At 45.9% G+C, this 25,732-nt stretch carries 23 protein-coding genes; 11 read left to right on the forward strand and 12 right to left on the reverse strand.

Annotated features, from left to right (window positions below):
- The first annotated feature begins 68 nt into the window (after positions 1–68).
- Positions 69–887, forward strand: coding sequence for a GGDEF domain-containing protein (locus tag NST25_RS05250; RefSeq protein WP_081383526.1), 819 nt, complete (start codon positions 69–71; stop codon positions 885–887).
- Positions 888–954: 67 nt separating this feature from the next.
- Here NST25_RS05250 and NST25_RS05255 read toward each other — a convergent pair whose 3' ends face one another.
- The 7 genes from NST25_RS05255 to NST25_RS05285 all read right to left on the reverse strand — a co-directional run bounded on the left by NST25_RS05255 (position 955) and on the right by NST25_RS05285 (position 8,201).
- Positions 955–2,187 carry an SLC45 family MFS transporter gene (locus NST25_RS05255; RefSeq protein WP_248547896.1) on the reverse strand — a complete coding sequence of 411 codons (1,233 nt, stop codon included), beginning with the start codon at positions 2,185–2,187 and terminating at the stop codon, positions 955–957.
- A 4-nt stretch (positions 2,188–2,191) separates the two neighbouring features.
- Positions 2,192–2,929 carry a glycerophosphodiester phosphodiesterase gene (locus tag NST25_RS05260; RefSeq protein WP_339171797.1) on the reverse strand — a complete coding sequence of 246 codons (738 nt, stop codon included), beginning with the start codon at positions 2,927–2,929 and terminating at the stop codon, positions 2,192–2,194.
- 102 nt (positions 2,930–3,031) lie between these two features.
- Complete coding sequence (locus NST25_RS05265) at positions 3,032–3,898, reverse strand: STM4011 family radical SAM protein (protein WP_076186782.1); 867 nt, start codon at positions 3,896–3,898, stop codon at positions 3,032–3,034.
- Positions 3,895–5,244, reverse strand: coding sequence for an STM4012 family radical SAM protein (locus tag NST25_RS05270; protein ID WP_340393432.1), 1,350 nt, complete (start codon positions 5,242–5,244; stop codon positions 3,895–3,897). Before NST25_RS05270 ends, NST25_RS05265 begins: the two co-directional genes overlap by 4 nt.
- A 32-nt stretch (positions 5,245–5,276) precedes the next feature.
- A complete protein-coding gene (locus NST25_RS05275) occupies positions 5,277–6,062 on the reverse strand; it encodes an STM4013/SEN3800 family hydrolase (protein WP_340394363.1) in 786 nt (261 codons plus the stop codon).
- Entirely contained in the window at positions 6,059–7,348 is a 1,290-nt protein-coding gene (locus NST25_RS05280) for an STM4014 family protein (RefSeq protein WP_340393433.1), read from the reverse strand. Before NST25_RS05280 ends, NST25_RS05275 begins: the two co-directional genes overlap by 4 nt.
- A 7-nt stretch (positions 7,349–7,355) precedes the next feature.
- Positions 7,356–8,201 (reverse strand): STM4015 family protein, encoded by an 846-nt coding sequence (locus tag NST25_RS05285; RefSeq protein WP_076129565.1) that lies wholly within the window; start codon positions 8,199–8,201, stop codon positions 7,356–7,358.
- A 169-nt stretch (positions 8,202–8,370) separates the two neighbouring features.
- Here NST25_RS05285 and NST25_RS05290 point away from each other — a divergent pair, with 169 nt between their 5' ends.
- Together NST25_RS05290 and NST25_RS05295 are read left to right on the forward strand one after the other, a co-directional pair.
- Positions 8,371–9,846: an amidase family protein gene (locus NST25_RS05290; RefSeq protein WP_340393434.1), complete on the forward strand. Its 1,476-nt coding sequence runs from the start codon at positions 8,371–8,373 to the stop codon at positions 9,844–9,846.
- Positions 9,847–9,882: 36 nt separating this feature from the next.
- Complete coding sequence (locus NST25_RS05295; protein WP_076219685.1) at positions 9,883–10,413, forward strand: NUDIX domain-containing protein; 531 nt, start codon at positions 9,883–9,885, stop codon at positions 10,411–10,413.
- Positions 10,414–10,462: 49 nt separating this feature from the next.
- On the opposite strand, the gene NST25_RS05300 is transcribed toward NST25_RS05295, so the two are convergent.
- The 5 genes from NST25_RS05300 to NST25_RS05320 form a co-directional block, all read right to left on the reverse strand.
- Positions 10,463–12,151: an alpha-glucosidase gene (locus tag NST25_RS05300; protein ID WP_340393435.1), complete on the reverse strand. Its 1,689-nt coding sequence runs from the start codon at positions 12,149–12,151 to the stop codon at positions 10,463–10,465.
- A 34-nt stretch (positions 12,152–12,185) separates the two neighbouring features.
- Positions 12,186–13,004 carry a carbohydrate ABC transporter permease gene (locus NST25_RS05305; RefSeq protein WP_038574152.1) on the reverse strand — a complete coding sequence of 273 codons (819 nt, stop codon included), beginning with the start codon at positions 13,002–13,004 and terminating at the stop codon, positions 12,186–12,188.
- Positions 13,004–13,870 (reverse strand): sugar ABC transporter permease, encoded by an 867-nt coding sequence (locus tag NST25_RS05310; RefSeq protein WP_038568998.1) that lies wholly within the window; start codon positions 13,868–13,870, stop codon positions 13,004–13,006. Before NST25_RS05310 ends, NST25_RS05305 begins: the two co-directional genes overlap by 1 nt.
- A gap of 77 nt (positions 13,871–13,947) precedes the next feature.
- Entirely contained in the window at positions 13,948–15,213 is a 1,266-nt protein-coding gene (locus NST25_RS05315; RefSeq protein ID WP_076195171.1) for an extracellular solute-binding protein, read from the reverse strand.
- 155 nt (positions 15,214–15,368) lie between these two features.
- Positions 15,369–16,373 carry a substrate-binding domain-containing protein gene (locus NST25_RS05320; RefSeq protein ID WP_036680403.1) on the reverse strand — a complete coding sequence of 335 codons (1,005 nt, stop codon included), beginning with the start codon at positions 16,371–16,373 and terminating at the stop codon, positions 15,369–15,371.
- A gap of 347 nt (positions 16,374–16,720) precedes the next feature.
- On the opposite strand from NST25_RS05320, the gene NST25_RS05325 reads away from it, so the two are divergent.
- The 8 genes from NST25_RS05325 (at position 16,721) to NST25_RS05360 (ending at position 25,717) form a co-directional block, all read left to right on the forward strand.
- The gene (locus tag NST25_RS05325) at positions 16,721–17,674 is read left to right on the forward strand and encodes an AraC family transcriptional regulator (RefSeq protein WP_076129560.1); all 954 of its coding nucleotides are present in this window, start codon (positions 16,721–16,723) and stop codon (positions 17,672–17,674) included.
- 6 nt (positions 17,675–17,680) lie between these two features.
- Positions 17,681–18,757: a Gfo/Idh/MocA family oxidoreductase gene (locus NST25_RS05330; protein ID WP_076129559.1), complete on the forward strand. Its 1,077-nt coding sequence runs from the start codon at positions 17,681–17,683 to the stop codon at positions 18,755–18,757.
- Between the two features lie 51 nt (positions 18,758–18,808).
- Entirely contained in the window at positions 18,809–19,540 is a 732-nt protein-coding gene (locus NST25_RS05335; RefSeq protein WP_076186759.1) for a ThuA domain-containing protein, read from the forward strand.
- The gene (locus NST25_RS05340) at positions 19,541–20,509 is read left to right on the forward strand and encodes a sugar phosphate isomerase/epimerase (protein ID WP_036680409.1); all 969 of its coding nucleotides are present in this window, start codon (positions 19,541–19,543) and stop codon (positions 20,507–20,509) included. It abuts the gene before it with no gap.
- Positions 20,510–21,598: 1,089 nt separating this feature from the next.
- The gene (locus NST25_RS05345; protein WP_340393436.1) at positions 21,599–22,510 is read left to right on the forward strand and encodes a L,D-transpeptidase family protein; all 912 of its coding nucleotides are present in this window, start codon (positions 21,599–21,601) and stop codon (positions 22,508–22,510) included.
- Positions 22,511–22,888: 378 nt separating this feature from the next.
- Complete coding sequence (locus NST25_RS05350) at positions 22,889–24,739, forward strand: ABC-F family ATP-binding cassette domain-containing protein (protein ID WP_340393437.1); 1,851 nt, start codon at positions 22,889–22,891, stop codon at positions 24,737–24,739.
- A gap of 146 nt (positions 24,740–24,885) precedes the next feature.
- On the forward strand, positions 24,886–25,185 hold the full coding sequence (locus tag NST25_RS05355) for a hypothetical protein (protein WP_081386495.1): 300 nt from the start codon (positions 24,886–24,888) through the stop codon (positions 25,183–25,185).
- 4 nt (positions 25,186–25,189) lie between these two features.
- Positions 25,190–25,717: a hypothetical protein gene (locus NST25_RS05360; protein WP_076129554.1), complete on the forward strand. Its 528-nt coding sequence runs from the start codon at positions 25,190–25,192 to the stop codon at positions 25,715–25,717.
- Positions 25,718–25,732 lie beyond the last annotated feature (15 nt).

Consider the following 25,732-nt stretch of genomic DNA (forward strand, 5'->3'; position numbering starts at 1 on the left):
TAATGTTCAGAGCTTTTTTATATATTGGTAGCGCAGTACAGTAAGCTAATTATTTGTAGTTCAGAAGGATGTGCGAATTAAAGGTGGTAGAGGTTCAGATTTATTTACAAACGTTAATGTCCATTATCATCGCAGGGGTTGTAGGTTATTTAGTATTGAGATTTTACCGGGATGTTGCTAGTAAGGAACCAAAACAAAGAGCAGTTTACACGGGCCTTTCCATTATAACTATTGTCGTTGGATTGTGGGCAATGCATCAGCTAGGCAAAAAAACCTTAGAAGAAACTATAGAGGTCAATGGGGGGATTTTCACTCCGTTATTGATATACGCGCTTACGATAGCTGTTTTAATGTTTTTGCTTACACGGCTGAACCTTGTTTTGGCGGAAAGAGAGCAGCTTAAGGAACTTGCCTATAAGGATGGCTTAACGGGGCTCTTAAACAAGAATGGAATGGATCACTTTTGGGATCGCTGCAAAGTAAATGAGCAACTAGCCGTATTGTTTATGGATTTGAACCGGTTCAAATCAATCAATGACAGCTTAGGACATCATGTGGGCGATTTACTGCTGCAAGAGGTGGGAGGAAGGTTAAGTCAATTCTCCAGCAAAAGAAAACGCCATATTTTCCGCATAGGCGGCGATGAATTTGTGATTGTAGCTAAAGGCTGCAATCAGAAGGAAGCGGAGCAGTTAGCGGTGCAGATTCTGGAGAAGACGACCAGACATTATCAGCTGGGAGAGCACAACCTCTTTGTATCTGCGAGCATAGGCATCAGCATTAGTCATGGCAAGGTGGATCATTTCAGGCTGCTGCACGAAGCAGATACAGCGATGTACACCGCCAAACAGCTGGGTACAGGTCGTTATTCAGTTTATAAAAATTAGTTTGTTAAGTGTAAAATATAAGCGTCAGCCCTGGACATAAATAGATGTCTAAGGCTGACGCTTTTTTTTAGGCTCCCGGTGTGTGAAACTTGTGGGGGACTTGCTTGCGTCCCTTCATCAAGAAGAGGCAGAGCAGGGCAACCGCCATACTAATCGCTGCTACATAGAACAGGATGGAGTAATCAAAAATATCAATCATTAGCCCCAGCAAAGGTGGCGAGCTGATCGCTGCCAGTGAAGAGACCAAATAATACATCCCTGTTCGAGTACCGATACTCTCCTCAGTTCCCGTTGCAACAACATAAGGATAAGAGTTGATGTTGATACAAGCCCAGAAGATTCCTCCTGTCAGGAGTAACGCTCGAAGCACCAGCAGGTCCTGTGCAAACCCAACAAGCGCAAAGACCGTCATCAGGCCACATACGCCGATGATAATGATCTTCTTTTTCCCGAATCGCCCACCCAGCCAACCGCTCGGAATAGCGAACAGCACAAAGGCAAGGGAGAAGAAGGTAAGGGAGAAGGAGGCTGCTTGTTCACTGAGGCCCAGATGGTTTTTGCCATACAATGTAAACAAGGTTTCGACCCCTTGATAAGCTACAAACCAGAAGAAAATCGCTGCCAGTAGAAAGACTGTAGTACGATCCAGCTGGCCGCGAAAGGAGACTCTGGAAGGCTTAACTATCGTCGCAGAAGGGCTCCCCGCTGTATCGGATAGAAGCGTAGGGCTTATATTCACACCATCCCGTTTTTCTTTGATGAAGCGCGATACGATAAATAGACATAACAGGGTAATCAGTCCAGCAACGAGAAATGGCAGCGCAGGATTTGATTTATAGAGGATCGAACCCACGCCAAAAGCCAGAATTGATCCGAATCCACCCATGAAATTAATTAATCCGTTAGCCTTTGTACGCTGCTCTTCAGGTGTTATGTCGGGCATGAGAGCGACGGTAGGGGAACGGTATAAACTCATGGCTAGATTCATCAGCATCATAAATAAAAGCAGTGTAAATAGTCCGGTATGAAACGGAATCAGCATAGTCAGCACGGCAGCGAAGGGCATACCGATCATAAGATAAGGCATTCTGCGTCCAAAACGCGAGGTCGTGCGGTCACTCCGATTACCGATCCAAGGCTGCAAGAATAAGGCGAAGTAATTATCAATCGTCATCATGAAGCTGATTAGGGCTACACTATGTACATATTTTTCGAGGAAAAAAGGTACAAATGCGTTATACAGACTCCATGTAATGCTGATGCTGAAAAAGCCGAATCCGAGCAGCCAGACTTTTTTCACACCATCACACTCCCTTGTCAGCCAGAAGTCCAGCGAGTACGTCTGGATGATCGGTAATAATGCCTGATACACCAGCTTCAATTAAATATTTCATCCGCTCGGGATCGTTAACGGTCCAAGGATGGTAGACAACGCCATGCTTCGCCGCTTCTTCGACGAATTCAGGCAGTACCGCAAAATGATACGCATGCAACGCAGTCGCTCCAAGTGTAGCTGCATAATCCCAAGGACGATACAGGCCTTCCCCGTACAGAATTCCTGTTCTGATCTCCGGTGCCAGCGACTGACAGTAAGCTAGTGAATAATGGTTGAAGCTCGAAAAAATGACGCGATCGCTCATCTTGAAATCCCGTACGGCCGCGATCACTTTTTCCTCCATGCCCGGATATAAAAAAGTGCCATTTTTAAGCTCGATATTTAGTATGGTATCTCTACCTTGCAGCAGATCTAATAAATCTTCCAGCAATGGAAGGCGCTCATCTTTGAATTCAGGTCCGAACCATGAGCCTGCGTCCACTTCCAGCAGTTCTGCGAGTGTATGATCCTTCACATAGCCGGTTCCGCTTGTCGTGCGGTTTAGAGTTTCATCATGAATGAGGACTAGGCCGCCATCCTTGGTCATTTGTACATCAGTTTCTATTCCGGTTGCACCCAGCTCAAGACCTTTGCGAAATGCTGCCATAGTATTTTCTGGACACACTGCCGACGCTCCACGATGCGCAAAATTAATGATGTTGTTCATAAGTTATTGTCCCTCCAACTTTAGTGTTTGCTATGCCCCTATAGATGGGGGCTACTTGTCATATTCCACAGAGAGTAAAGAAACCCTGTCTGGAATTCTAATTCAGTTGTTCATAGCGCCATAAGGGATTCGTTCCAAAAGTCCAGCTTCATAGATGCTCCGCAGCTTCAGCTCGGGCATATGAATATAACCGATATAACAATCGCATACCTTCATTCGGCAGCTTCTAACCGCAGAGAGACCCTCTAGCCCATCACGGTAAAGATTGCCTATGACACCTCTGTCCTTATAGCAGCGTTTCACAAGCCCAGCGCCCTGTACGTAAAAAACATCTTTTCCTGCATTGCAGGCTTGGCCAAGGCTTTCATAATCCATAGCATTCACAGAAAAATGTGGATCAATCTCGCTAAGGAAGACAAAATCCTCAGCTGTATAATAATCAGGTTTATCTTTGTAAGCATTGACCCATAAGTACACGTTCTCTGGTAACGCAGAACGAAGTGAAGCTATCGCTGAAAAAGCGCTGCGTATTCCAACGCTTCCCACACTAAATGGAACGTCGTTCTCATATAAAGTCAAACATTGCGCCAGAAATTTATCCTCCCGCACTTGTCCGGGGTGGTAGGTGGCCCAAAAGGCCACTTTTTTACGATTCAGCTGGGAGATGAAACCCAGGTTGGCAGATAGGTTGGTCTGAATCGCTACCTTCTCTACATGGTCCATATTGGAGAGGGCAATCATTGCTTCTTTGTACCAGCGATGAATTAGCCCTTCGCCATAGGGATTAAAAAATATAGAAAGCCGATGACCTGCCGCACCTTGCTCAGAGGCCCACGCTACAAAGGCTTCCAGCCCCTGGCGGTCCTTGGCGAGCGTAGCTGCGCTGTCTCTTGTTTTGCCAAAAGGACAATAGGGGCAATCATAGTTGCAGGACGTGAGGGAACCGCGGTAGTAGAGGACCGCATTCATGGCAATACGAACCTTTCCATCTGCTCTCGGATCTCCCCAGAAATAAACCAATCCCCAATCGAATCAGAGTAACCCATCCCTTCGGTGGTAAGGCGCAGGATGCCATCTTCCTCCTGCCCAAGACCGGAATGAAGCAGGTTGGACAGCTCAGGATAATCGCTCCAGAGCGATTGACCGAAACGCTGGCTGTAATCTTCAAGCTTCAGCCCTTCGCTATGTAGAATCGCCTTCAGAATAAAGCGGCGTTTCTGTTCTTCAAGACTCAGCACAATCCCGTAATCCGCAGTATCGTAACGATCCGTCGCAACGTAATCAGCAATAATGCTCTCGGTTGCTTTACGGCTTACCCCATAACGGGAAGCGTAATGCACATGGCGGGTGTAGGATCTGGCTCCGCAGCCCAATCCGACCATTCCTTCTTCTTGGCAGCTATAATCGAGAATGGGTTTAGCTGTTCCTGCGTCTTCCTTGGCGAAACGACGCATGGAGTATTGGCGATATCCTCTCGCTCTAAGCAGCTGCCCAGCGGCTTTGTAGCAATCTAGGCGAATATCGTCCTGACGCTGGATATCACCAGGCTTCACAATCGTATGCTCACGGGTGTAGAGCGGATAGATGAAAATTTCCTCTGGCTCAAAGCTGATCGCTTGATTGAGCGAATATAGCCAAGAGTCGACCGTCTGCCCCGGAAGCCCGTAGATCAGATCTAAATTCAGTATGGGAAAATCATATTTCCCCAGCAGCTCTAGTGCCCGATATACCTCATCCGGATTTTGTGGGCGATAGATGGCCGCCGATTCAGCAGCGACAAAACTTTGGATGCCCATGCTGACCCGATCCACCGTATACTCTTTTAGAATATTCAGCTTCTCTTCGGTAATCGTCTCCGGTGAAGTTTCCACTGAGATGGAGGCTGTATTTGTGTCCAGTCCCATCGTATCAACGGCAATGTGGAACAAGCGGCGGAGCTGATCTGCTGCCAGCAGGGTGGGAGTTCCACCGCCGATCGCAAAACGCGCATAAGGTTTATGTCTGGTGAATTCCGCCCATTGCTTTGCTTGTCGTTCCAGGGCATCCAAGTATGTGGCATGAACATTTGCGCGTTTATCAGGCAGGGTAAATAGGTTGCAGAATCCGCAGCGTGCGCCACAAAACGGAATATGCATATATAGAAAGAAAGATTCCGCAGGCTCATCACGCCAGAGTGTTTCTAGCGGCATCGGAGGCTGCAAATCCCTGTAAGCCGTTTTGTGTGGATAGGAATACAGATAAGAACGGTAAGGGTGAGCAGTAATGCTGTCTTTCCACTTGTGAAGCTCTTCTAAAGAGAAGGACGATAACGTCATATCAGTTCTCCATCCTTTCCTTGTTATAAATATTATAAAATAAACTCCCGATAAGGGACGTTCCATACCGTCTCGTGGGCAAGGCGATGCCCCTGATAGCCATCTTCCCCATAAGCGGTTCCATGATCTGAAAAAGCCAGGCAGAAGACAGGATTGCCGCGTTCCCGGAACGCATCGAACAACCGGCCCAGTTCACCGTCCACATAACGAAGAGCGGCGCGCTGGCTGTCTACGGAGTCTTTTTTAGCACCAGGTACAAAATAATGATTTGGTCCGTGAATGGCAGAGACGTTGAGGAACATAAACAATCTTTGCTCGCTAGGAGTATCCTTTAGCAGCTTCAAGGCATGGTTCACCTGATGCTCTGTGGAACGCGGATTGGTCACACCGAAGGTCATCCGCCAGTAGCTTTGCTGGAAATAACTTGGCAACACACGAGCGAGTGGATTTTTTTTGGTGAAAAAAATAACACCTCCAATACAAACCGTGCGATAGCCCTCGGCAGCAAGTCCTGACACGATATCCGGTGTATCGAACAGCCATGTATGAGGATGCGTCTTCATTCCGGTATTTCGGGAATGGAACATACGGATATGCTCAGTCTTATCCGTTGTAGCTGGAGTAGGCAAGAAGCCGCCGAAAAAAGCGTGATGGGCCGCATAAGTAAAGCTGCCGGGAGTATGTCTTTTCTCCCAGGATCCCGTTCCGCACAGGTTCGGGCAGTTCGCTTCCTCCATAGTAGCTGCATCGTATCGAAGGGTATCAAGCGTGATCATTAGAATGTCATGGGTGCCAACGATAGTGTTCATATCCATTATGAGGATCCTTCCTTTATAAGCGGTGTTGAGGGATGAGTAATATAGTCTCTGGCGGTCAATACCTTCATTTCCCATTCGTAGGTGCTGCAGCCACGGTATTTTACATCGTACAGCAAATCGCCAAATGGATTAACGTCGGCGACAAAACACTGTTGCGATCCTCCAGATATCAGCACGTCTATCCCGGCAACTCCAGAACGGGGAAATGCCGCCAGCGCTTGCAACGCGGTATTTCGTACCTGCTCCTGTATGAATTCTGATAAACCGGCTTCTGAAGGAGACATCCGCTGGCTGCGTAAATGCAGATTCGTAATTGGGGTGGAACTTACACGAGCAATTGCATGACAGGCCTCGCGGAGAACCACGAGCTGGCGGATATCGAAGGCTTTGCCGTTATGGCCGATCTTAGGGATCCATTGCTCGGCATAACCACCATGCCGATAAATCCAGTTAATAATGCCGGAGATCGTGGCGGTATCTGTGTATCGCCGCAGTTTACCGGAATTATAGTAAATGGGCGGTCGGGTGATGTAATTCTCGACCCCCACTGTAGTTAAGGCAACTTCGGCACCTGTAACGGGATGGAGCTGATAGGCGATCACCCCGGAAGCGGCAGAGCCGAAGGCTAGCTTAATGAATACCCGGTGCATTCGCCGGGAGATCATCATCTCACGGAGAGAGGCATAGTCGGTAGGCTGCTGTTCCTCGCCTAATGGACGAGGAATAGTGATGCCTGCCCCACTCAGAATCTGTTGTGCCCGCCGTTTATCGGTCATGGTCGCAATATCAGCGGGGTCATTTAACCATAGCGAGCCTGGACAAACCTCTTTGGCTTCGCGCTGTAGTCTAGCCAGCATGCGGCAATAACCGCGGAACCATTGCGAAGGATGATGCAGGACACCCTGCATCTCCTTCAATTGATGGGCTACCTTCACACGGAGTGGGCGCGGATCAGGTCTTTCAGCGTAGGGATGCAGCGAATCGTCAACATCAACGGCATCAGGTGCGCCAAGAGCGATTAAGGCACGCTCTACTTCAAAGCTGCTGCCAGGCGATTCCAATCTCAGCAGCGGGGGAGCCGCACTGAGATCTATTCCGTTATAAACAGCCGGCTGGCTGGATAACTGCTGCTTCTGTACTTCCAGCAGATCACCTAACGATTGGCCTTGCAGAAATTCAGCGTACGATAAAATGATGGCAGGTGGCATTCCGAGATCGGAACGTGCTTGCTGAATGCCGCTAGTCCGTTTATCCCCAGGAATACCGATAACGATCATCGGCCGCATAGGGGGCTCACTCTGTGATGGAAGGATAACGCCAGTCTTCCTCATCATCGCTTTCCTGTTTGTCGCTGACATCGACAGGTAATCCACTCTGCTGCCACCGGCTGATCATCTCGTCGGACATAAAATGATGGCTTAGATTCAATGCTTTTAGTCCCTTGATTCTCTCGCTGGCAAGAAGCAATTCAGCACCTTCGTCGCTGAGGGTACCCAGAGATAGATCTAGCGTATCCAGCTGATCTAAGATAGGCGCATTTGCTACTGCACCGGCGATTTCATCTTGTATTTCGCTATTTTTTAATCCCAGATAGGTAAGTTTAGGGAACTTTCCTACTTCTATAAGAGGTAGAATATCTGCGAGGCTTCCGTCAAAGCCGTAGTTATCTACGCCAAGATATAGTTCCAGCTTACGTAAATTCGGCAATTGGCTGGCTGCAATATTTTCAAGTACGGCTTTACTTAAGCCGCCACTAATAATTATCAGTTCCTCCAGCTTGTCATGCTTTAGCTCTGAGAGGCTCAGCTCATTCCCGCCTTGAATCGTGAGTGATTGTAATTCTGGAAAAGCAGGGAGCAGCGGTGATAGATCGCTTTGGGTAATCCATGAAATCTCGCATTCCTCATAGCCCATCTCACCAATAAAAAGCTTGCGTAAAGCAGGGAAGCTGGCGCTATGCGTAACCAGTGCCTCTACAACCTCTTCCGAGCTATTCTCGTAGGCTTGCCCCCAATCACCGATAATTAGGCTGGTCAGCGACGCACCTTCAGGGCTGCTGCTTAACTTCTCAATTGCTTCGCCAATTCTTTGACCTTCTTCGAATTCGTCGTATCCAATACTAAGCTTTACTTCCGTCATGGGTGTTCCCTCCCGGAAAAATTTAACTTCGAAAATACCCTATCATCTGTAGCCGAGGGAGTCAAATAGCTGAATATAACTATAGTTAAACTCTCCATATTATTGAGGTGAAATTTTGTGGTAGGTTTATACTAGAGGCAATTTTATTTTTTTGGAAGGAGTTATTCGTATGAAGAATAAACTTCAGGAATGGATTATTGAGACGGATATAATTAAAATGCAAGAGGCTCTGGAAGCAGGTTTAATTACCTCAGAGGATATAGTTCAAGTATATTTGGAGCGGATCCATAAATACGATATAGACATAAACTCTATTTTAGAAATAAATCCAGAGGTTATACAAATCGCGCGAGCACTCGATAAAGAACGAGCAGAAAAAGGGAGCCGCGGGAGCCTGCACGGTATTCCTATTTTATTGAAGGATAATATAGACACCGCGGATAAGATGCATACGAGTGCCGGTTCTGTAGCTTTAGCTGGATCAATTGCGGCAAAAGATTCATTTGTAGCGGCCAAGCTTCGATTGGCGGGGGCTATTTTACTTGGGAAGGCGAATATGTCGGAGTGGTCTAATTTTATGTCTAGTACAATGCCTGCGGGATATAGCTCGCGGGGCGGGCTTGTACTGAATCCGTATGGACCTGGGACGGTATTTGTCAGTGGTTCCAGCTCTGGGCCTGCGGCAGCCGTAGCAGCGAATCTGGCAGCAGCAGCGATCGGAACGGAAACCGCAGGATCTATTGTCGGTCCAGCCAGCCAACATGCTCTTGTCGGAATCAAACCTACGGTGGGATTAGTGAGCCGTTCTGGAGTCATTCCTATTTCAGTAAGCCAGGATACCCCTGGGCCTATAGCTAGAACGGTTACAGATGCGGCAATTATTTTAGGGGCGTTAACCGGAGTGGACGACAACGATTCAGCAACATTTTCAAGCGAAAAATACGCTTATACAGACTATACTTCAAGTTTAGATAAAAGCTTTATACGACAAGCAAGAATAGGTATTCCACGGCATTATTATAAGCATTTAGACGCTGAGAGGCTTGCAATTATGGAAGCAGCTATCTTGACCTTGAAGAATGAAGGGGCTACCATAATAGATCCTGTCACAGTACATGTTGAACAACAGAATTGGAATAATGATGTGATTTGTTATGAATTTAAAAAAGGGCTCAACCAGTATTTAGCACAAGTAGATGATTCCGTTCCGATTCACTCTTTGCAAGAATTGATAGCCTATAATGAAAGACATGCTGAGATTGCCTTGCAATATGGGCAAGACACCCTGACAAGATCAGAAGAAGTAACATTAACTGAAGAGGCCTATCAAGAGAAGAGACAAGAATACAAGGAATTAGCGCTTGAGCAAGGAATAGATTATGTGTTGGAACAATATAGTTTAGACGCGTTATTGCTGCCTGGTGATGTAGATGGCATGTATATTGCGGCACGCTTAGGTTATCCATTAGTTACTGTTCCGGCGGGATATGTAACTCAAGGCATTATTGATGCGGATGGGGATTCGACCAAGGGACCTTTTGGTGTTGTTTTTTCCGGAAAAGTTTATAGCGAGCCTACGCTCATAGCCTTAGCATACGGGTTTGAACAAGCTACGTATCACCGGATTCCACCTCAATTGGAGTAGAATTAGGCTAACTTAGAATAGAAGGAAGCGATCAGTTTGAAGTATTGCCTGGAATGTGGGACAGAGTTAGTAATGAAAGAAAATGAAGGGGAAGGGCAGGTACCTTATTGTAATGCGTGTGAAATGTTCCGATTCCCTATTTTCAGCACGGCGATTAGTACAGCAGTATTAAACAGGGAGAAAAACAAGATTTTATTAATTCAGCAATATAATCGGCCAGACTACATATTACTCGCAGGATACGTGAACAAAGGTGAAGATGCGGAAACGACTCTCGTACGTGAGGTAAAAGAAGAGGTAGGACTTGATATTGTCGCTTATGAATATATGCGCAGCTTGTACTTCGCACCATCCAATACGCTAATGCTGAATTTTATAGGTGTTGCAGATTCGGAGGACTTGAGCCAGGTGAGTACTGAGGTTGATCATGCTGAATGGTTTACTTTGGAAGAAGCCGCCAGAGCGATTAAAAAGAACAGCCTAGCCGAAACCTTCTTACTGGCGATTATTGAGAAATTGAACGCGGGACAGGTACAGGTCAATCCGGTAGCTGTTGGAGGAAAGTAAAAAGGAGCCGTGAGGCTCCTTTTTATTGTTTCCATGTAGGGGGTCTAGTTTATTTAAGCTTATACACACGAGCTTCATAAGGACGAAGCTGAATTGTGTTTAGTTCTTCTTCTGGATTTACTTCGTAATTGGCAATAAGCAATGCCTTCGCTTGGAACTTCACAGTAGAAGGAAGTTCGAAGGTCGCAGGCTCTCCGAAGAAATTCAATACAACCAGTAGCTGTTCTTCACCAAGAGTACGCAGATAAGCATATACCTGTTCATTCTCCTCAGCCAGAATTGTATAATTTCCGTATACGATAATTTCATGCTGCTTGCGCAGCTCAATAAGTCTCTTATAATAGTAAAAAATAGAATCAGGATCAGCCAGCGCCTGCTCCACATTAATTTCCTTGTAATTAGGATTTACGGCTAGCCAAGGAGAGCCCGTCGTGAAGCCTGCCTGCGGCTCGGCGTTCCATTGCATCGGCGTACGGCCATTGTCCCGGCCTTTAATGTAAATGGAGTTCATGATAGCTTCTTCCGAATGTCCGGCAGCCAAGTATTCTTTATACATATTCAAGATTTCAATGTCTTTGTAATCGTTGATGGAATCAAACTGTACATTCGTCATGCCGATTTCTTCGCCTTGATAGATGTAAGGTGTGCCTTGGAGCGTGTGCAGCAGTGTTGCCAGCATCTTGGCAGACTCTTTCGGATATAACTTATCATCTCCGAAGCGGGATAACATACGCGGCTGATCGTGGTTGTTCATATACAGACTGTTCCAACCTTTACCGTCCAGCGCGATTTGCCATTTGGAAATGATGGACTTGATGTCCGCCAGCTTCCAAGGCTGCACATTCCATTTGCCTCCAGGTCCGGAATCGACGTCCATGAGCTCGAAATGGAATACCATGTTCAGCTCGTTGCGATCCTCGGAAACGTACAACGAAGCCTCCTCGGGAGTGACATTAACGGTTTCGCCCACTGTCATGATATCGTACTTGGACAGGACCTCACGGTTCATTTCCTGCATATACTCATGTACGCGTGGTCCGTTAACGAAATAGTCTCCTCCGAAGTGGTACGTAGGCTGTTCTCCGTTATTTTCTGGGGCAACGCTAGGTAATTCCGGTACTTTGGAGATCAAGTTGATTACATCCATACGGAATCCGTCAATGCCCTTGTCCAGCCACCAGGTCATCATATCGTAGACTTCCTGGCGCAGCTTAGGATTATCCCAATTCAGGTCGGGTTGTTTTCTCGAGAAGAGATGGAGGTAATATTCCTCCGACTTCTCATCGAATTCCCAAGCCGAGCCGCTGAAGAAGGAACCCCAGTCGTTAGGCTTCTGTCCGTCCTGGCCCGGCCGCCAGATATAATAATCACGATAAGGATTATCCTGCGATTTGCGGGACTCCACGAACCAAGCGTGCTCATCAGAGGAGTGGTTGACCACGAGATCCATAATCAGCTTCATGCCGCGGCTGTGAAGTCCAGCTAGCAGTTCCTCCCAATCAGAGAGTGTTCCGAAATCATCCATAATACTTTGATAGTTACTGATATCATAGCCGTTATCGTCGTTTGGCGACTCGTATACCGGGCATAACCAGACTACGTCGACGCCAAGCTGATTTAAATAATCGAGTTTCGAGATAATGCCCTGCAGATCACCGATGCCGTCCCCGTTACTGTCTTTGAAGCTGCGGGGGTAGATTTGATAAACTACGCTTTCTTTCCACCATTTCTTATCCATGTATAGCTCTCCTATCTCTCTATATAAATCTTAGTTATTTAATGGACCCTGATGTTAGTCCACTGATAATCCATTTTTGCGCGAACAAATAGACCACGAGCATCGGGGATAAAGCAAGCAGATACGAAGCAAAGGCTAAGTTGAAATCTGTGCTGAATTGACCTTGGAAGACATACTGTACAAGCGGAAGTGTGTATGAATCCTGATCACCGAGCAGAATCAGCGGCAGCATAAAGTCGTTCCAGGTCGAAAGACAAGAGAGAATACCAATTGTTGCACTGACCGGAGCAAGAAGTGGGAAAATAATCTTCCAGAACGTTCCGAATGTCGTCGCACCATCTACTGTGGCAGCTTCCTCTAGCTCATAAGGAATAGAGCGGATATAGCCAGTGTATACAAACACGTTAAAAGCCAAGCCATAAACAATGTATAGAATAATAAGACCCAGAATGTTGTTCATATGCAGATCCGTTGTCACTTTGACCACAGGCAGCATAATAATCTGGAAAGGAATAAACATTGCGCTGATAAAATAAAAGTAGAGCGCTTTGAAGAATTTTCGGTTCATATTGCGGGCAATCGCGTAGGCTACCATGGAGTTGGTAAGCAAGATGAACACTACTGATGTTATTGTGATCGTGGCGCTATTTCCTAAGGCGTTGAAGAAATTGGTTGCCTTAATGGCATTGGCGAAGTTCTCAAAATGCAGGCCAGTCGGCAGTGAAAAGATGGATTGAGCCATTTCCTCGGGATTTTTTAGCGCGATAGCAATAGTCATGTACAGCGGAAAAAGGATCAGTAGTGAGCCTAGCGCGATAAGAATCGTTGCAGGCCAGTTGCTTGATTTTTTGATCATAAGTCCATCTCCCGTTTCTGCAGAAATTTAAGCTGAAGGGCGGAGATCACAACGATCACGATAAAATAAATCACGGCGTTCGCCGATTGATAGGCAAATTCTCCGCCTTGGAAGCCGCCTGTATAGATTAAGTGGGCAATGGATTGTGTTGAACGTCCAGGTCCCCCACCTGTCAAGGCTACGATTTGGTCGAATACCATTAAGCCGCCCTTCATCGCCAGCACCATGTTGATCGTGAAGAAGGAAGCAAGCATTGGAAAAGTAATACTCCAGAATTCTCTCCAGCGGCTAGCGCCGTCCAGATTGGAGGCTTCGTAAAGATCTTGCGGAATCGTCTGTAGACCTGCCAGATAGAGAATCGTGTTATAAGCAATTCCCTGCCAAACGGCTACAATGACGATACCGATCCAGGCCCAATCGGAGTTGCCGAGAATGTTCTGCGAAAGGAATTCGCTGCCAAGCTTCTCGCCCCAGATAGGGAATACATTTGCGAACAAATAGTTGAAAATAAAGCCGACAATCAGCACGCTGAGGATATTTGGCAGGAAATATACACCGCGGAAAAAGTTTTTGGCTTTAATCTTGGCGTTAAGCCCAAGCGCAATCAACAAACTGATGATGTTGATGAGAATAGTTGTTAAGATGGCATATTTAAAAGTGAACACATATGAATTCAGCACATTTTCATCTTGAAAAATGTTAATGAAGTTCTTAAATCCTACGTAATCAAAGCTGTCACTGAAGCCGTCCCAGTTAGTGAACGAATAATAAATACCCTGCAGTGCAGGAAAGGTGTGAAAGGCAAAGAAAAGAAGCAATGCCGGTATAGTCATTAGATAAAAGGCGACTCGGCGTTTGGCCATCATGTAATCCTCCTTGGAAAAGAGAAAGAGAAGGGGGAGTCCCGTTCTCTTTCTCGGCTCTTATTTGTCAGGTCTCGTTATTTCCGGTCAGCTACCTTATCCCATTCTTTATCAAGCTGTTTCAGGTACGCATCAACATCTTTCTTTTGTAGGAAGGCTTGATTGATGGTATCCACTTTCATTGCACTTGGGATGTAGTGGTCCGCAAAGTCGGCCAAGTTACCTGAGGTAAATGCTGCTTTGAAGCCGTCCATTGTTGGATCATCTTGAGTTACACCTTGCACAGCTGGGAATGCTTTTTGCTCGTTAATGTAGAGGCTGACATTCTCAGGCTGGAGCAGGAATTCAACGAATTTTTTAGCTTCTTCTTTATGTTTAGTGCTCTTAGAGATAGTCAACAATGTGTCTACGCCAGAAATGACCTTATTGTTAGCAGCATCATTTGTCGCTGGGAAAGGGAATACACCAAGCTCAATGGATGGATTAGCCTTCACGATTTCTGGAATCGCCCATACCCCTTGCAGATACATTGCAGATTCACCTTTAGCGAAAGCTGTGTTGCCGTCATTGTAGCCTTTTCCAAAAATATCTTTTTGACCGAACTCCGTCAGCTTAAGCAGCTTTTCAGCAATTTCGGTGAAGCTGTCTGCGAAAGTCACAGTACCTTCAGCACGTTGCTTGAAGAAATCATTGCCTTTAATGATTGTAGAGAGGGAGTTGAACGGCGTAAGGGTTGTCCAGGAATCCTTAAGGGTCAGGTAAAAAGCATTTTTACCGCTGTCCTTGAACTTTTGAGCGACGGCAATGAACTCATCCCAAGTGGTTGGCACGGCAACGCCGGCTTCAGTGAACATCGCTTTATTGTAAATGACACCACTTGCGTTCGAAGAGAATGGAAGACCATTCAGCTCGCTCGAACCCGTCAGGTCTTTCAGCATTTGAACATAAGCAGGCTGGATATTTTCAGCAAGTGGATCACTTGAGAAGTCTTCAAACAGACCACTTCCGGATAATGTTTTGTAGGTGTCAGTGGCACCGATACCGACCACGTCAGGGATGTCTTTTTTAGCTGCACGAGTCTTCAGCACTGTTTCGGCATCCGGTGGGTTCACTTGAGTGACTACGATGTTCGGATTGGCTTCATTAAATTTCGCAACCAGCTTGTCGAAGGTGGCTTTGGCTTCGGTCTTATTTTGGAAAAACTCGATTTTCACCTTGTCACCGGAGGAGTTCCCGCCGCTAGATGTGTTGTCAGCCGCATTGTTACCACTATTGCTACCGCAGGCGCTAAGCACGGACATAGCCAGTAGACTAACCATTACGGGTTTAATTGTTTTTTTCATGATAAATCCTCCTAATAATGTGTTGGTATTATGGTGAATTTGATAAGAGTAAACGTTTACGTTGACGGCAAACTTAAATGATGTTCGTGTTCTTCTAAGCGACGGGTATGCAATAAAGTGAACAGTAAACGTTTACGTAATATTGATAAAAAGACTTAGGTAAGCGATCTTACCGTTTGTCTTTCCACAATTGTGTGATCGACAATCTGGCTGTTGACAGACTCGCCTGTTTCAATCATCTGAATGAGCTTCTCCACGGCGATCTTTCCAATATCGTACAGCGGTTGGCGTACTGTTGTTAGAGGCGGAATAACCATTTTGGCTAATCCAAGATCGTCATATCCCATAATGGAGATATCCTCGGGCACGCTTAGACCATTTTTGATAACGGTGGAGAGGGCACCAATCGCCATTTCATCACTAGCAGCAAAAACGGCAGTCACATCAGGCGCTTGCTCCAAAAGAGTCTCCATAGCTATACTTCCGCTCTCATACAAAAAATCTCCGTAAGCAAGATAGCGGCTGTCAAAAGGAATACCATTTGCTTCAAGCGCATGCTTATAACCTTCTGCTCTTGGCGCACCAGCGATAAGATCGCTAGGGTTTCCACTAATCATGGCTATTTTGCGGTGACCTTTTGAAATTAAGTAGAGGATAGCGTCAAAAGCTGCTCGATAATCATCTACTTTCACATAAGGGACCTTGGCAAATTCTGTTTGGGAAGAGACCAATACAACGGGGATCCTCATGGTTTCGAGCACATCGTAATATTCTTTCTTAAGGACTTCACTAGAAAAAATAATGCCATCAACCTGTTTCTCTCTCAGGAGCTGTAAGTACTTCAACGTTCTTTTACCGTCCTGATCGGTATTGCATACCATCACACTGTAGTTCCGGTCATTGGCCAATTCTTCAATACCTTTGAGCAGATCGGAAGAGAAAGCACCAGAAACACTAGGGAACATAACACCAATGGTTTGTGTACGCTTATTGATTAGACCCCGGGCAATCGCATTGGGTTGATAACCAATTTCTTTGATCGCCTCATTTACCTTTTGTTTCGTTTTGTCCGAATACCCACTTAAATTGTTTAGCACGCGAGAGACTGTGGCAATGGAAACGTTCGCTTTCTGTGCAACATCTTTAATCGTTGGGTTCATTCCTATGAGCTCCTTAAACTACGGTTATCCTTGAATTAAACGCTTACGCTGATGAGAGTAAGTTATGAAAGAAGAGAACGTAAACGCTTACTCCGAATATAAATGCTGGTAGGCGCTTTTGTCAACTGTACTTAAAAAATAAAAAAATGATCAAAACTACGCAAGAGCAGTAATCTTTTTAATAGGAATGAAACCAATGAATATACCAAAAATTTACTTAGAAATATCGGAATTGACAAAAGAATATTGGAGGTCTAACATTTAGAGAGTAAACGCTTACGTAAAATTTTTAAATATGGCATGCAAGCCTTGGTTATAATGATTTACTCGGATAAGGAGTTGCATTTATGAATATTTATCTCGAGATTCCGGATGTGGATAAGCACTTTCCTTACCGCAGTTTACTCTGCAATGGTGATACGTTGTGTTATCCGCATTGGCATAAAGAAATTGAAATTATCTATGTTACCAAAGGAAGCCTGAATCTGGGAATTAACGATACCCCTATTCACATGGAGCAGGGTGAAGTTCAGTTTATCAATGGTGGGGATGTGCATTATTTTCTCTCTTCACCTGAGAGCGAACGGGTAGTGATTCAATTTGACCTGAATTTGTTTCAAGAAGTAGCCGCTTTGAACGGTAATGACTACTCACTTCGTGAGGTCTTTACGCTTATGGAGTATTCCAGTTCTAGATGGCCCGTGGCAACTGCCGCGAAGGTCAAAGGGCTGATTGAGAGTATTTACGAGGAAGATGTACAGCGAAGAGAAGGGTATGTTTTTCTAATCAAGGCTAGATTATTTGAACTGCTGACCGTTATTTTACGTGAGGTACCGAAAAGTCCGATCAATAAACAGCCTAAGTTCTCAGAAGATACACTGAATCAATCCAGAGAAACACTGGAGAGACTAGAGCGGATTTTTATTTATGTGGAGCAGCATTATCAGGAGGCTATTTCGCTGAATGAGGTAGCTAATTATATGGGTTTTAGTCCTTATTATTTTACCAAATTGTTCAAGAAAAACACGGGCATGACCTTTATCGCGTTCTTAAACGAATACCGGCTTAACAAAGCCAAATGGATCTTGATCAATGAAGATCTGCCGATGTCTGCCGTGGCGGAAGCAGCCGGGTTTGGCAGCGTGAAGACCTTCCATCATTTTTTCAAGGAAGCAACGGGGATATCCCCGCTGAAATACCACAAGACAATATTCGGGAATAATACAGCAAGATTACAGGAAGAAAGCCCTTCCTCAGATTTGTATGATAGAGATATCAAAACAGGAATAAGTGGAGGTTAGACCAGAATGACTTTAACAGTAGGAATTATCGGCTGCGGAGGTATTGCGAACGGCAAGCACATGCCAGCGTTAAAAAAAGTAGAAGGTGCGCGAATGGTTGCTTTTTGTGATATCGTCGCTGAACGTGCCGAGAAGGCAAAAGCGGAGTTTGGAGATGAGCAGTCCGTAGTTTACACAGATTATAAAGAGCTTCTTAACGATGCAAGTATAGATGTGATTCATGTATGTACGCCGAACATTTCCCATGCGGAGATTTCCATTGCGGCTATGGAAGCAGGCAAACACGTAATGTGTGAGAAGCCGATGGCTAAAACCACGGCAGAAGCACAAGCGATGATCGAGGCCTCAGAGCGAACTGGGAAAAAGCTGACCATCGGTTATCAGAACCGTTTCAGACCAGATTCAGCTTATCTGCATGCGGTATGTGAGAATAATGAGCTTGGTGAGATCTATTACGCCAGAGCTAAGGCTATCCGTCGTCGCGCGGTCCCAACTTGGGGTGTGTTTTTGGATGAAGAAGCGCAAGGCGGCGGTCCGTTGATTGATATCGGCACCCATGCGCTCGATTTGACCCTGTGGATGATGGATAATTACAAACCTAAATATGTCGTGGGCAACGCTTATCATAAGCTGTCCGGTCGTAAAAATGCTGCAAATGCTTGGGGCCCGTGGGATCCTGAGAAGTTTACAGTGGAGGATTCCGCCATTGGATTCATCACTATGGAGAATGGGGCTACCATCGTCTTAGAAGCAAGCTGGGCACTGAATACACTCGATGTCGGTGAGGCCAAAACGGTACTTTGTGGGACTGAAGGCGGAGCAGATATGGAGAAGGGTCTGCGCATTAACGGAGAAGCCTACGGTAAAACCTTTGAAAAGCATATCGGTCTGGATGCCGGTGGCGTCGACTTTTATGATGGTGCAGGAGATGATCCTGCGGTGATAGAGGCAGCTCAGTGGATTGACAGCATTGTAAATGACACCGAGCCTGTAGTGAAGCCGGAGCAGGCGTTGGTTGTGACTCGCATCTTGGAGGCTATTTATAAATCCTCTGAAACTGGAATGCCTGTGTTTTTTGAATAATCAAGCAAATTCGATGGTCATAGATAAATATGAACTAGGAGCGTGTCTCAAGTGACAAGAGTAACCGTATGGAATGAATTCCGTCATGAACGTCAGGAAGAAAGAATTCTTAAGGTCTATCCGCAAGGTATTCATGGACAACTGGCAAGTTTTCTTCAAGAGGCAGGACTGGACACTCAGACAGCTACGCTGGATGAACCAGAGCACGGACTGACGCAAGAGGTATTGGATAACACGGATGTACTGATCTGGTGGGGACATATCGCCCATCATGAAGTAAGTGATGAGATTGTAAATCGTGTACATGCGCGAGTGCTGCAAGGTATGGGACTTGTAGTGCTTCATTCGGGCCATATGTCCAAAATCTTTATTAAATTAATGGGCACCAGCTGCGATCTGAAATGGCGTGAAGCTGAGGAGAAGGAGCGTCTGTGGGTCATGGATCCAAGTCACCCGATTGCTGAGGGCATTGGTGAATACATCGACTTGGAGCAAGAGGAAATGTACGGTGCGCATTTTGATGTGCCAGCACCAGAGAGTCTTGTATTTGTCGGCTGGTTCGAAGGCGGCAACGTCTTCCCAAGCGGATCGACCTACCGTAGAGGCAGCGGGAAGATCTTTTATTTCCAGCCTGGTCATGAATCTTATCCAACCTATTACAACAAGGATATTCAAAAAGTTATCATCAATGGCGTGAACTGGTGTGCACCAACGAAACGTGACTATCCGGTTTACGGACATTCTGAAGCCTTAGAGCCTATCAAAGAAAAGGTGGTCGTATAAATGAAATTAGGCGTATTTGATCCTGTATTTGGAAGCTTGAGTCTTGACGAGATGCTAGATAAAATCGCCGCCGCAGGTTTGAATGCGGTAGAGATCGGCTCGGGCGGTAATCCCGGTAATGCTCACTGTCCGACAGATGAGCTGCTTGCGAGCGAGTCAGCACGTCAAGAATATTTGGAAAAGTTCACGAAGCGTGGCATTATGATCAGTGCCTTCAGTTGCCATAATAACCCGATTTCACCAGATAAAGAAGAAGCCCGCGCCGGGGATGAAATTCTCCGTAAATCGATCAAGCTGGCTTCACTCATGGGTGTTAAGGTCGTGAACACTTTTTCGGGAACGGCTGGGGACAGCGATGAGGCAAAAGCACCGAACTGGCCAGTCACACCTTGGCCTACCGTGTACAGCGACATCAAAACCTGGCAGTGGGAGCATAAGCTGATCCCTTACTGGAAGGAAATCGGCAAGCTGGCCGAGGAGCATGGCGTTAAGATCGGCATCGAGCTGCATGGCGGCTTCCTGTGCCATACTCCTTATACGATTTTGAAGCTTAGAGAAGCAACCTGCGATGCTATCGGAGCTAATCTGGATCCGAGCCATCTGTGGTGGCAAGGTATTGATCCTGTAGGTGCCATTAAGATTCTCGGTAAAGCTGGTGCGATTCACCATTTCCATGCCAAGGATACTTACTTGGATCAGGACAACATCAATATGTATGGTCTGACCGATATGCAACCTTATGGCGATGTGCAGACCCGCGCATGGACCTTCCGCTCCGTTGGTTGCGGCCACAGCATATCTGAGTGGTCAGATATCATGAGCGCGCTGCGCACTTACGGTTATGATTACGTGGTGAGCATCGAGCATGAAGACCCTCTTATGACGGTTGACGAAGGCTTCCAACGTGCAGTAACCAATTTGCAATCCATTCTTATTCATGACCAGCCTCAGGGTATGTGGTGGGTGTAAGGTCGAATTAGAAAGCCTTGATTCTCTATTTAGAGAATCAAGGCTTTTTTTTGCATGTAATGGGGATGTAGGGAGAGCGGGAGAGCGGGAGAACGGGAGAACGGGAGAGCGGGAGAACGGGAGAACGGGAGAACGGGAGAACGGGAGAACGGGAGAACGGGAGAACGGGAGAACGGGAGGGGAGAACGGAAGAGCGGAAGGAAGAACGGAAGGGAGTAGAAACGAGCTGACAAAGAGATAGGGAGGAGGTAGGGACGAGTAGTAGCTAATAAGAAACGAACTAGAAACTAACCAGAAATGTACTGGAAACAAACTAGAAACAAACTAGAAACCAACCTGAAACTAACTGGTTTGCCAAAGGACTTAGATGCAGCTATTCGCGTGTTTTAGGGTTTTTGGAGCGAGTTTCGGACCCGAGAGACCTTATTGGTCCCGAAGAGCAAGGAATTCGAGGGTTTTTGAGCAAATAACTGCGCTGGAGTCCGATAGCATCCCAAAACGGCGAAAATATTACAAATAGGGTCTCTGGAGTCCGCGACTTATGCGCTGATGCGCTAGCTATTTTTCAACGGTAAATCGTAGTTAGTTTGGGGGCTGGTGCGTTGAGCTTCGGGAGAATGGGATACGGGCAAATGTGCAGCGCAGTTAGATTAGGGCTGGAGCGTCAGGAGCGTGGTGGAGATGTGGTGGAGTTGTAGTGGAGATTTGGTAGGTAACTGTGCTAAGGACTCAGATGCAGCTATTCGCGAGTTTTAGGCCTTTTGGAGCGAGTTTCGGACCCGAGAGACGTTATTGGTCGTGAAGAGCAAGGAATTCGAGGTGTTTTGAGCAAATAGCTGCGCTGGAGTCCGATAACATCCCAAAACAGCGCAATAGTTGCAAATAGGGGCCCTGGAGTCCGCAACTTATGTGTTTATGCGCATGCTGATCTTTGCGTATCTAAAGATCGGCTTTTTGTCATGCATTCACTGGTTACAGTATTGCAATCTCTGCGTCAAGCGGGAGTGGACGAGTTGAAAAGAATAGGTACAGGCTGGTACGCAACATATTTGAAATGATTTCGTCTTTATATAACGGAGGTGGAGCAAGATGAATTTATGCTTTTCGGGAGGCCGGTTTCAAACTTTTTTACAGCGGAACATTAAACTGATGCTTGTATTTGGACTTTTGTTCGCTGCTTGCTTTACAGGAGTTGGAAGGGTGGAAGCTGCTGGCTCAGATCTGATCATCGTGAACAAAAAAACAAACAAACTCGCGTATTTCAGTGACGGCAAGCTGGTGAAGACTTTTCCGGTTGCCACAGGAAAGTCGAAGGAACTGACGCCAGAAGGTAGCTTCAAAATGGTGATTAAGGTAAAAAACAGACCCTACTACAAAGAGAAAATACCCGGTGGGGATCCGGCCAATCCGCTTGGCGACCGCTGGCTGGGGCTGGAAGTGAACGGGACCTATGGCACGACGTATGCGATTCACGGCAATAATAATGAGTCATCGATAGGGAAGTATGTTAGCGCTGGTTGTATTCGAATGCATAATGATGATATTCATTGGCTGTATCCAAAAGTAGCCAAGAATACTCGAGTTATCATTACAACGAGCACACTGGCTATGGAGAATATTGCAACTAAAAACGGGTACTCTGTGGGAAGTAATAAGTTTGCGGGGACTTTTGAGATCAATGGGACGACAACAAAGCTGAAGGATCCTTTTATATTGGAAAATTCCCGTGTGTTTGTTCCGCTGAGAGAATCCGTGGCCTTACTGGGTGGTACTTTGCAGAGTGAAGCGGGGACAGGAGCACTGATAATTACGATCGGCAATCGTACGGTGACACATAAGCCATTATCCAATAAGGCTATTGTGAATGGGAAATCCATTACGATTTTACCGTCACGCAACGAAAATAACCGATTACTAATTCCGCTGAGTATCTTACCTGATTTATTCGCTGTTCAGGTGCAGTGGAATGCGCAGACTCAGGTGGTAAAGATTAAGTTATAATTGTTCTTGGCCTTTTATTTCTGATTTAAATTGTTATATACTGTACTTATTCTAAAATACGGACAATTACGGAGGGCCACCGACTGATGAATAACTAACACGTTTCCTGAAACAGACCATAAAGTTTGTGAAGTGCATATGCACAAGTCACGGAGCACCCGCGCAGGGTGATAACGGTCAGGGATACGTGCGTCGGTCGGGGGTCTTACGATGCTTTTATATGGATAGTTCTATCTATTGTGTTGGTTTACTCTGCATCCAGCAGGTGAACACGGCCGTAGTCTATCCATGTCTGGGCACATTCCCCCTTCATACGCTATTCGACCGCAGACCGCTGGCTGCGGTTTTTTATTTGCAATGAAATCGGAGGAATGAAAGATGACTATAATTAAAGTGAAGAATTTACGTAAGGAATGGAATGGGATCCCTTTATTTAAGGAGGTATCCTTTGAGATAGCAGAGGGAGAGCGCGTGCTTTTATTCGGACGAAACGGGATTGGCAAAACCACACTGCTTAAGGGGCTGATCGGTCGGCTTACTTTTGAAGAGGGAAGTATCTATCATGGTTTGCCATCTGAAGAATGGGGTGTGCTCGATCAACAGCTTGAGGTACCGGGGGAAGTAACCGCATTGGACTACGTTCTTTCAGGGTCAGCACAGCTGCCTGAATTAAAACGCCAGCTGGAAGCCCTCAGTCAGAGACTGCAGGAGCAGAAAGCTGATAACGAAGCTGAATTGGCTGAATATGCAGAGGTGTACGATCGTTACTTGCAGCTTGATGGATATGGCTGGGAGGTCAAAGCGGAAAAAAGTCTAAAGCAGCTCAAGCTTGAACATGCAGTCTGGGATTTGCCATACGCCTCACTTAGTGGAGGGCAAAAGACACGGGTGCAATTAGCAGCATTATTAGCCCGGCAGCCCAAGCTATTGATTCTGGATGAACCGACCAATCACATAGATGGAGAAACGATGGAGTGGTTGGAGCATTGGGTGTGCACCTACCCTGGAACCGTGTTTTATGTATCACATGATCGTACATTTATTGATCGAACTGCGACGTCTGTGCTGGAGCTTAGTCCGGAGGGATGCCGGCGTTATTCGGGTGGATATACACAATACCGGGAGCAGAAGACTATAGAGCTGAGAACATTGGAGGGACAGTATAAAAAGCAGGAGCAAGAAAAGGAGAAGCTGCTGGAGAGCATTAGGCGGTATGCAGAATGGTTCCAGCAAGCGCATCGTGCTGCCGGACAAAATGATTTTCTGCGTTCGAAATCCAAGAAAAATGTGTCTCGTTTCCATGCCAAGGAAGCTGCACTGGAACGGTTAAATAAGAACCGTGTAGAATTGCCCCGTGAGACTGGCAAGCTGAAGATGAAGCTGGAAAGCGAAGAGTTTCTAGCAGATTCTTTACTGACACTCCGTGAGATAGAGTTTGCCTATGAGGGGAGTGCGCCTTTTCTTAGGGATTTCAGTTTGTCGCTAAACCGGGGAGACCGACTGTCTATTCTGGGTCCTAATGGTGTTGGAAAGTCTACGCTGTTGAAATTGATTGCAGGGATCAATAAGCCTACAAAAGGTGAAGTGCGGCTGCATCCACGGACGACAATCGGTTATTTTGCACAAGAGCTAGATAACTTAGAAATGAACTCTACGATTCTGGATAGCTTGCTTGAACTGCCGGGAATGACCCAGACGGAGGCGCGGACGATTCTGGGTTGCTTTTTATTTACGCGGGACGATGTATTTAAACGGATTGGGGATTTGAGTCTGGGGGAGAAATGCCGTGTAGCTTTCCTCAAGTTGTATTTTGGAAAAGCAAATCTATTGGTCTTAGATGAACCCACTAATTATCTGGACATTGACACTAGGGAACGAGTAGAAGAGGCACTTATGGTGTATCCCGGCGGGTTAGTAATGGTCTCGCATGACCGTTATCTTCACTCTAAAGTGGCTAATCGCTTGGTGATTTTAGAGCCGTCTCAGGCACCAAAGTTTTTTCAAGGAACGTATGCTGAATACTTCGCAAAAGACAGAACCCGTCTGCTTACTGGTATAGAACAGGCTCGGGAGGATGACCTTGCCCTCCTGCAGCTGCGTCTGAATCAGCTGATTCAGAGTAGCAGTGTGGATTCTGAGGCGAAGAATGCAGCGCTAGTGGCGGAAATCGTTAATTTGCAGCGACAAATACAGGAACTAAGGGGCGAGGGGAAACCCGCATCCTCCTAAGCTGATAAAAAACACAACCTTGCTCAGGATAAATTTATCTTGGGCAGGTTGTGTTTTTAGGTAGGAGTCGTAAGGTGTAAGGTGTATAATTTGGAGGAATGTGGATTTTTTGGCGATAAAGAAACCTTGAGAGGATGGTTGCAGAATTGCTGAAATTGGGCTCTTTTATATTGGAATTACTTCGATTATGTATATTGCTTGTGCTGACTTTGTTAGTTTTGGGTTGGGCAGAAAGATTGATCTATCAATTGATATTTGGTCAGCCCGTGTATAACTGGAGTATGGGACTCGGGAATTTATTTGTATTTTTTATGCTGTACCGGAATCATTTTCAGTTTAAGGGCTGGTATAAATCAGAGAAAAATAAAAAGCTAACGCTCCTCACCACAAGAATAATCACCGTAATTTCTATAGGACTAATAATCCTGCCGATAGGGCTAGGCTGAGCTTATGAAGATTAGAATCATTGGAGCTTGCGGCAGCGGCAAATCCTATATCGCCCGGGAGTTATCTAGAAAATACGGTGTAGAGTATTACGAGACTGACAACTTGGTATGGGACAGAAGTGCCGAGAATTTGCGCTTTTCAGTTGAAGCAAGGGATGCTCAGTTGGAGGAAATCCTTGATAAACCCTCATGGATTCTGGAAGGCGCACATTACAAATGGGGACAAGAGAGTTTTAAAGCTGCTGACTTAATCGTTATTTTGAATCCTAATAAAGTGATCAGGGATTTGAGAGTGTTTACAAGGTTTATAAAAACAAGACTGGGTTTAGAGCAAGCAAATTACAAGCAGTCATTTAAGAATCTCTATGTGATGATTTTTGAATGGAACCGTGGATATGATCATGAGGCCGCACATAGGATTATAGAGTTAACGGATACTCTGTCTGATAAACGGGTAATTGTGAAAAATAACAAAGAGCTGGAGTCCATTATCCAAGAGCATCTGAGGAAGGGATTGTTAAATAGGGATTGAGCGACAAAGTAAATG

Origin of the sequence: Paenibacillus sp. FSL E2-0190 (assembly GCF_037992965.1) — a bacterium.
Lineage (GTDB): Bacteria > Bacillota > Bacilli > Paenibacillales > Paenibacillaceae > Paenibacillus_AQ > Paenibacillus_AQ odorifer.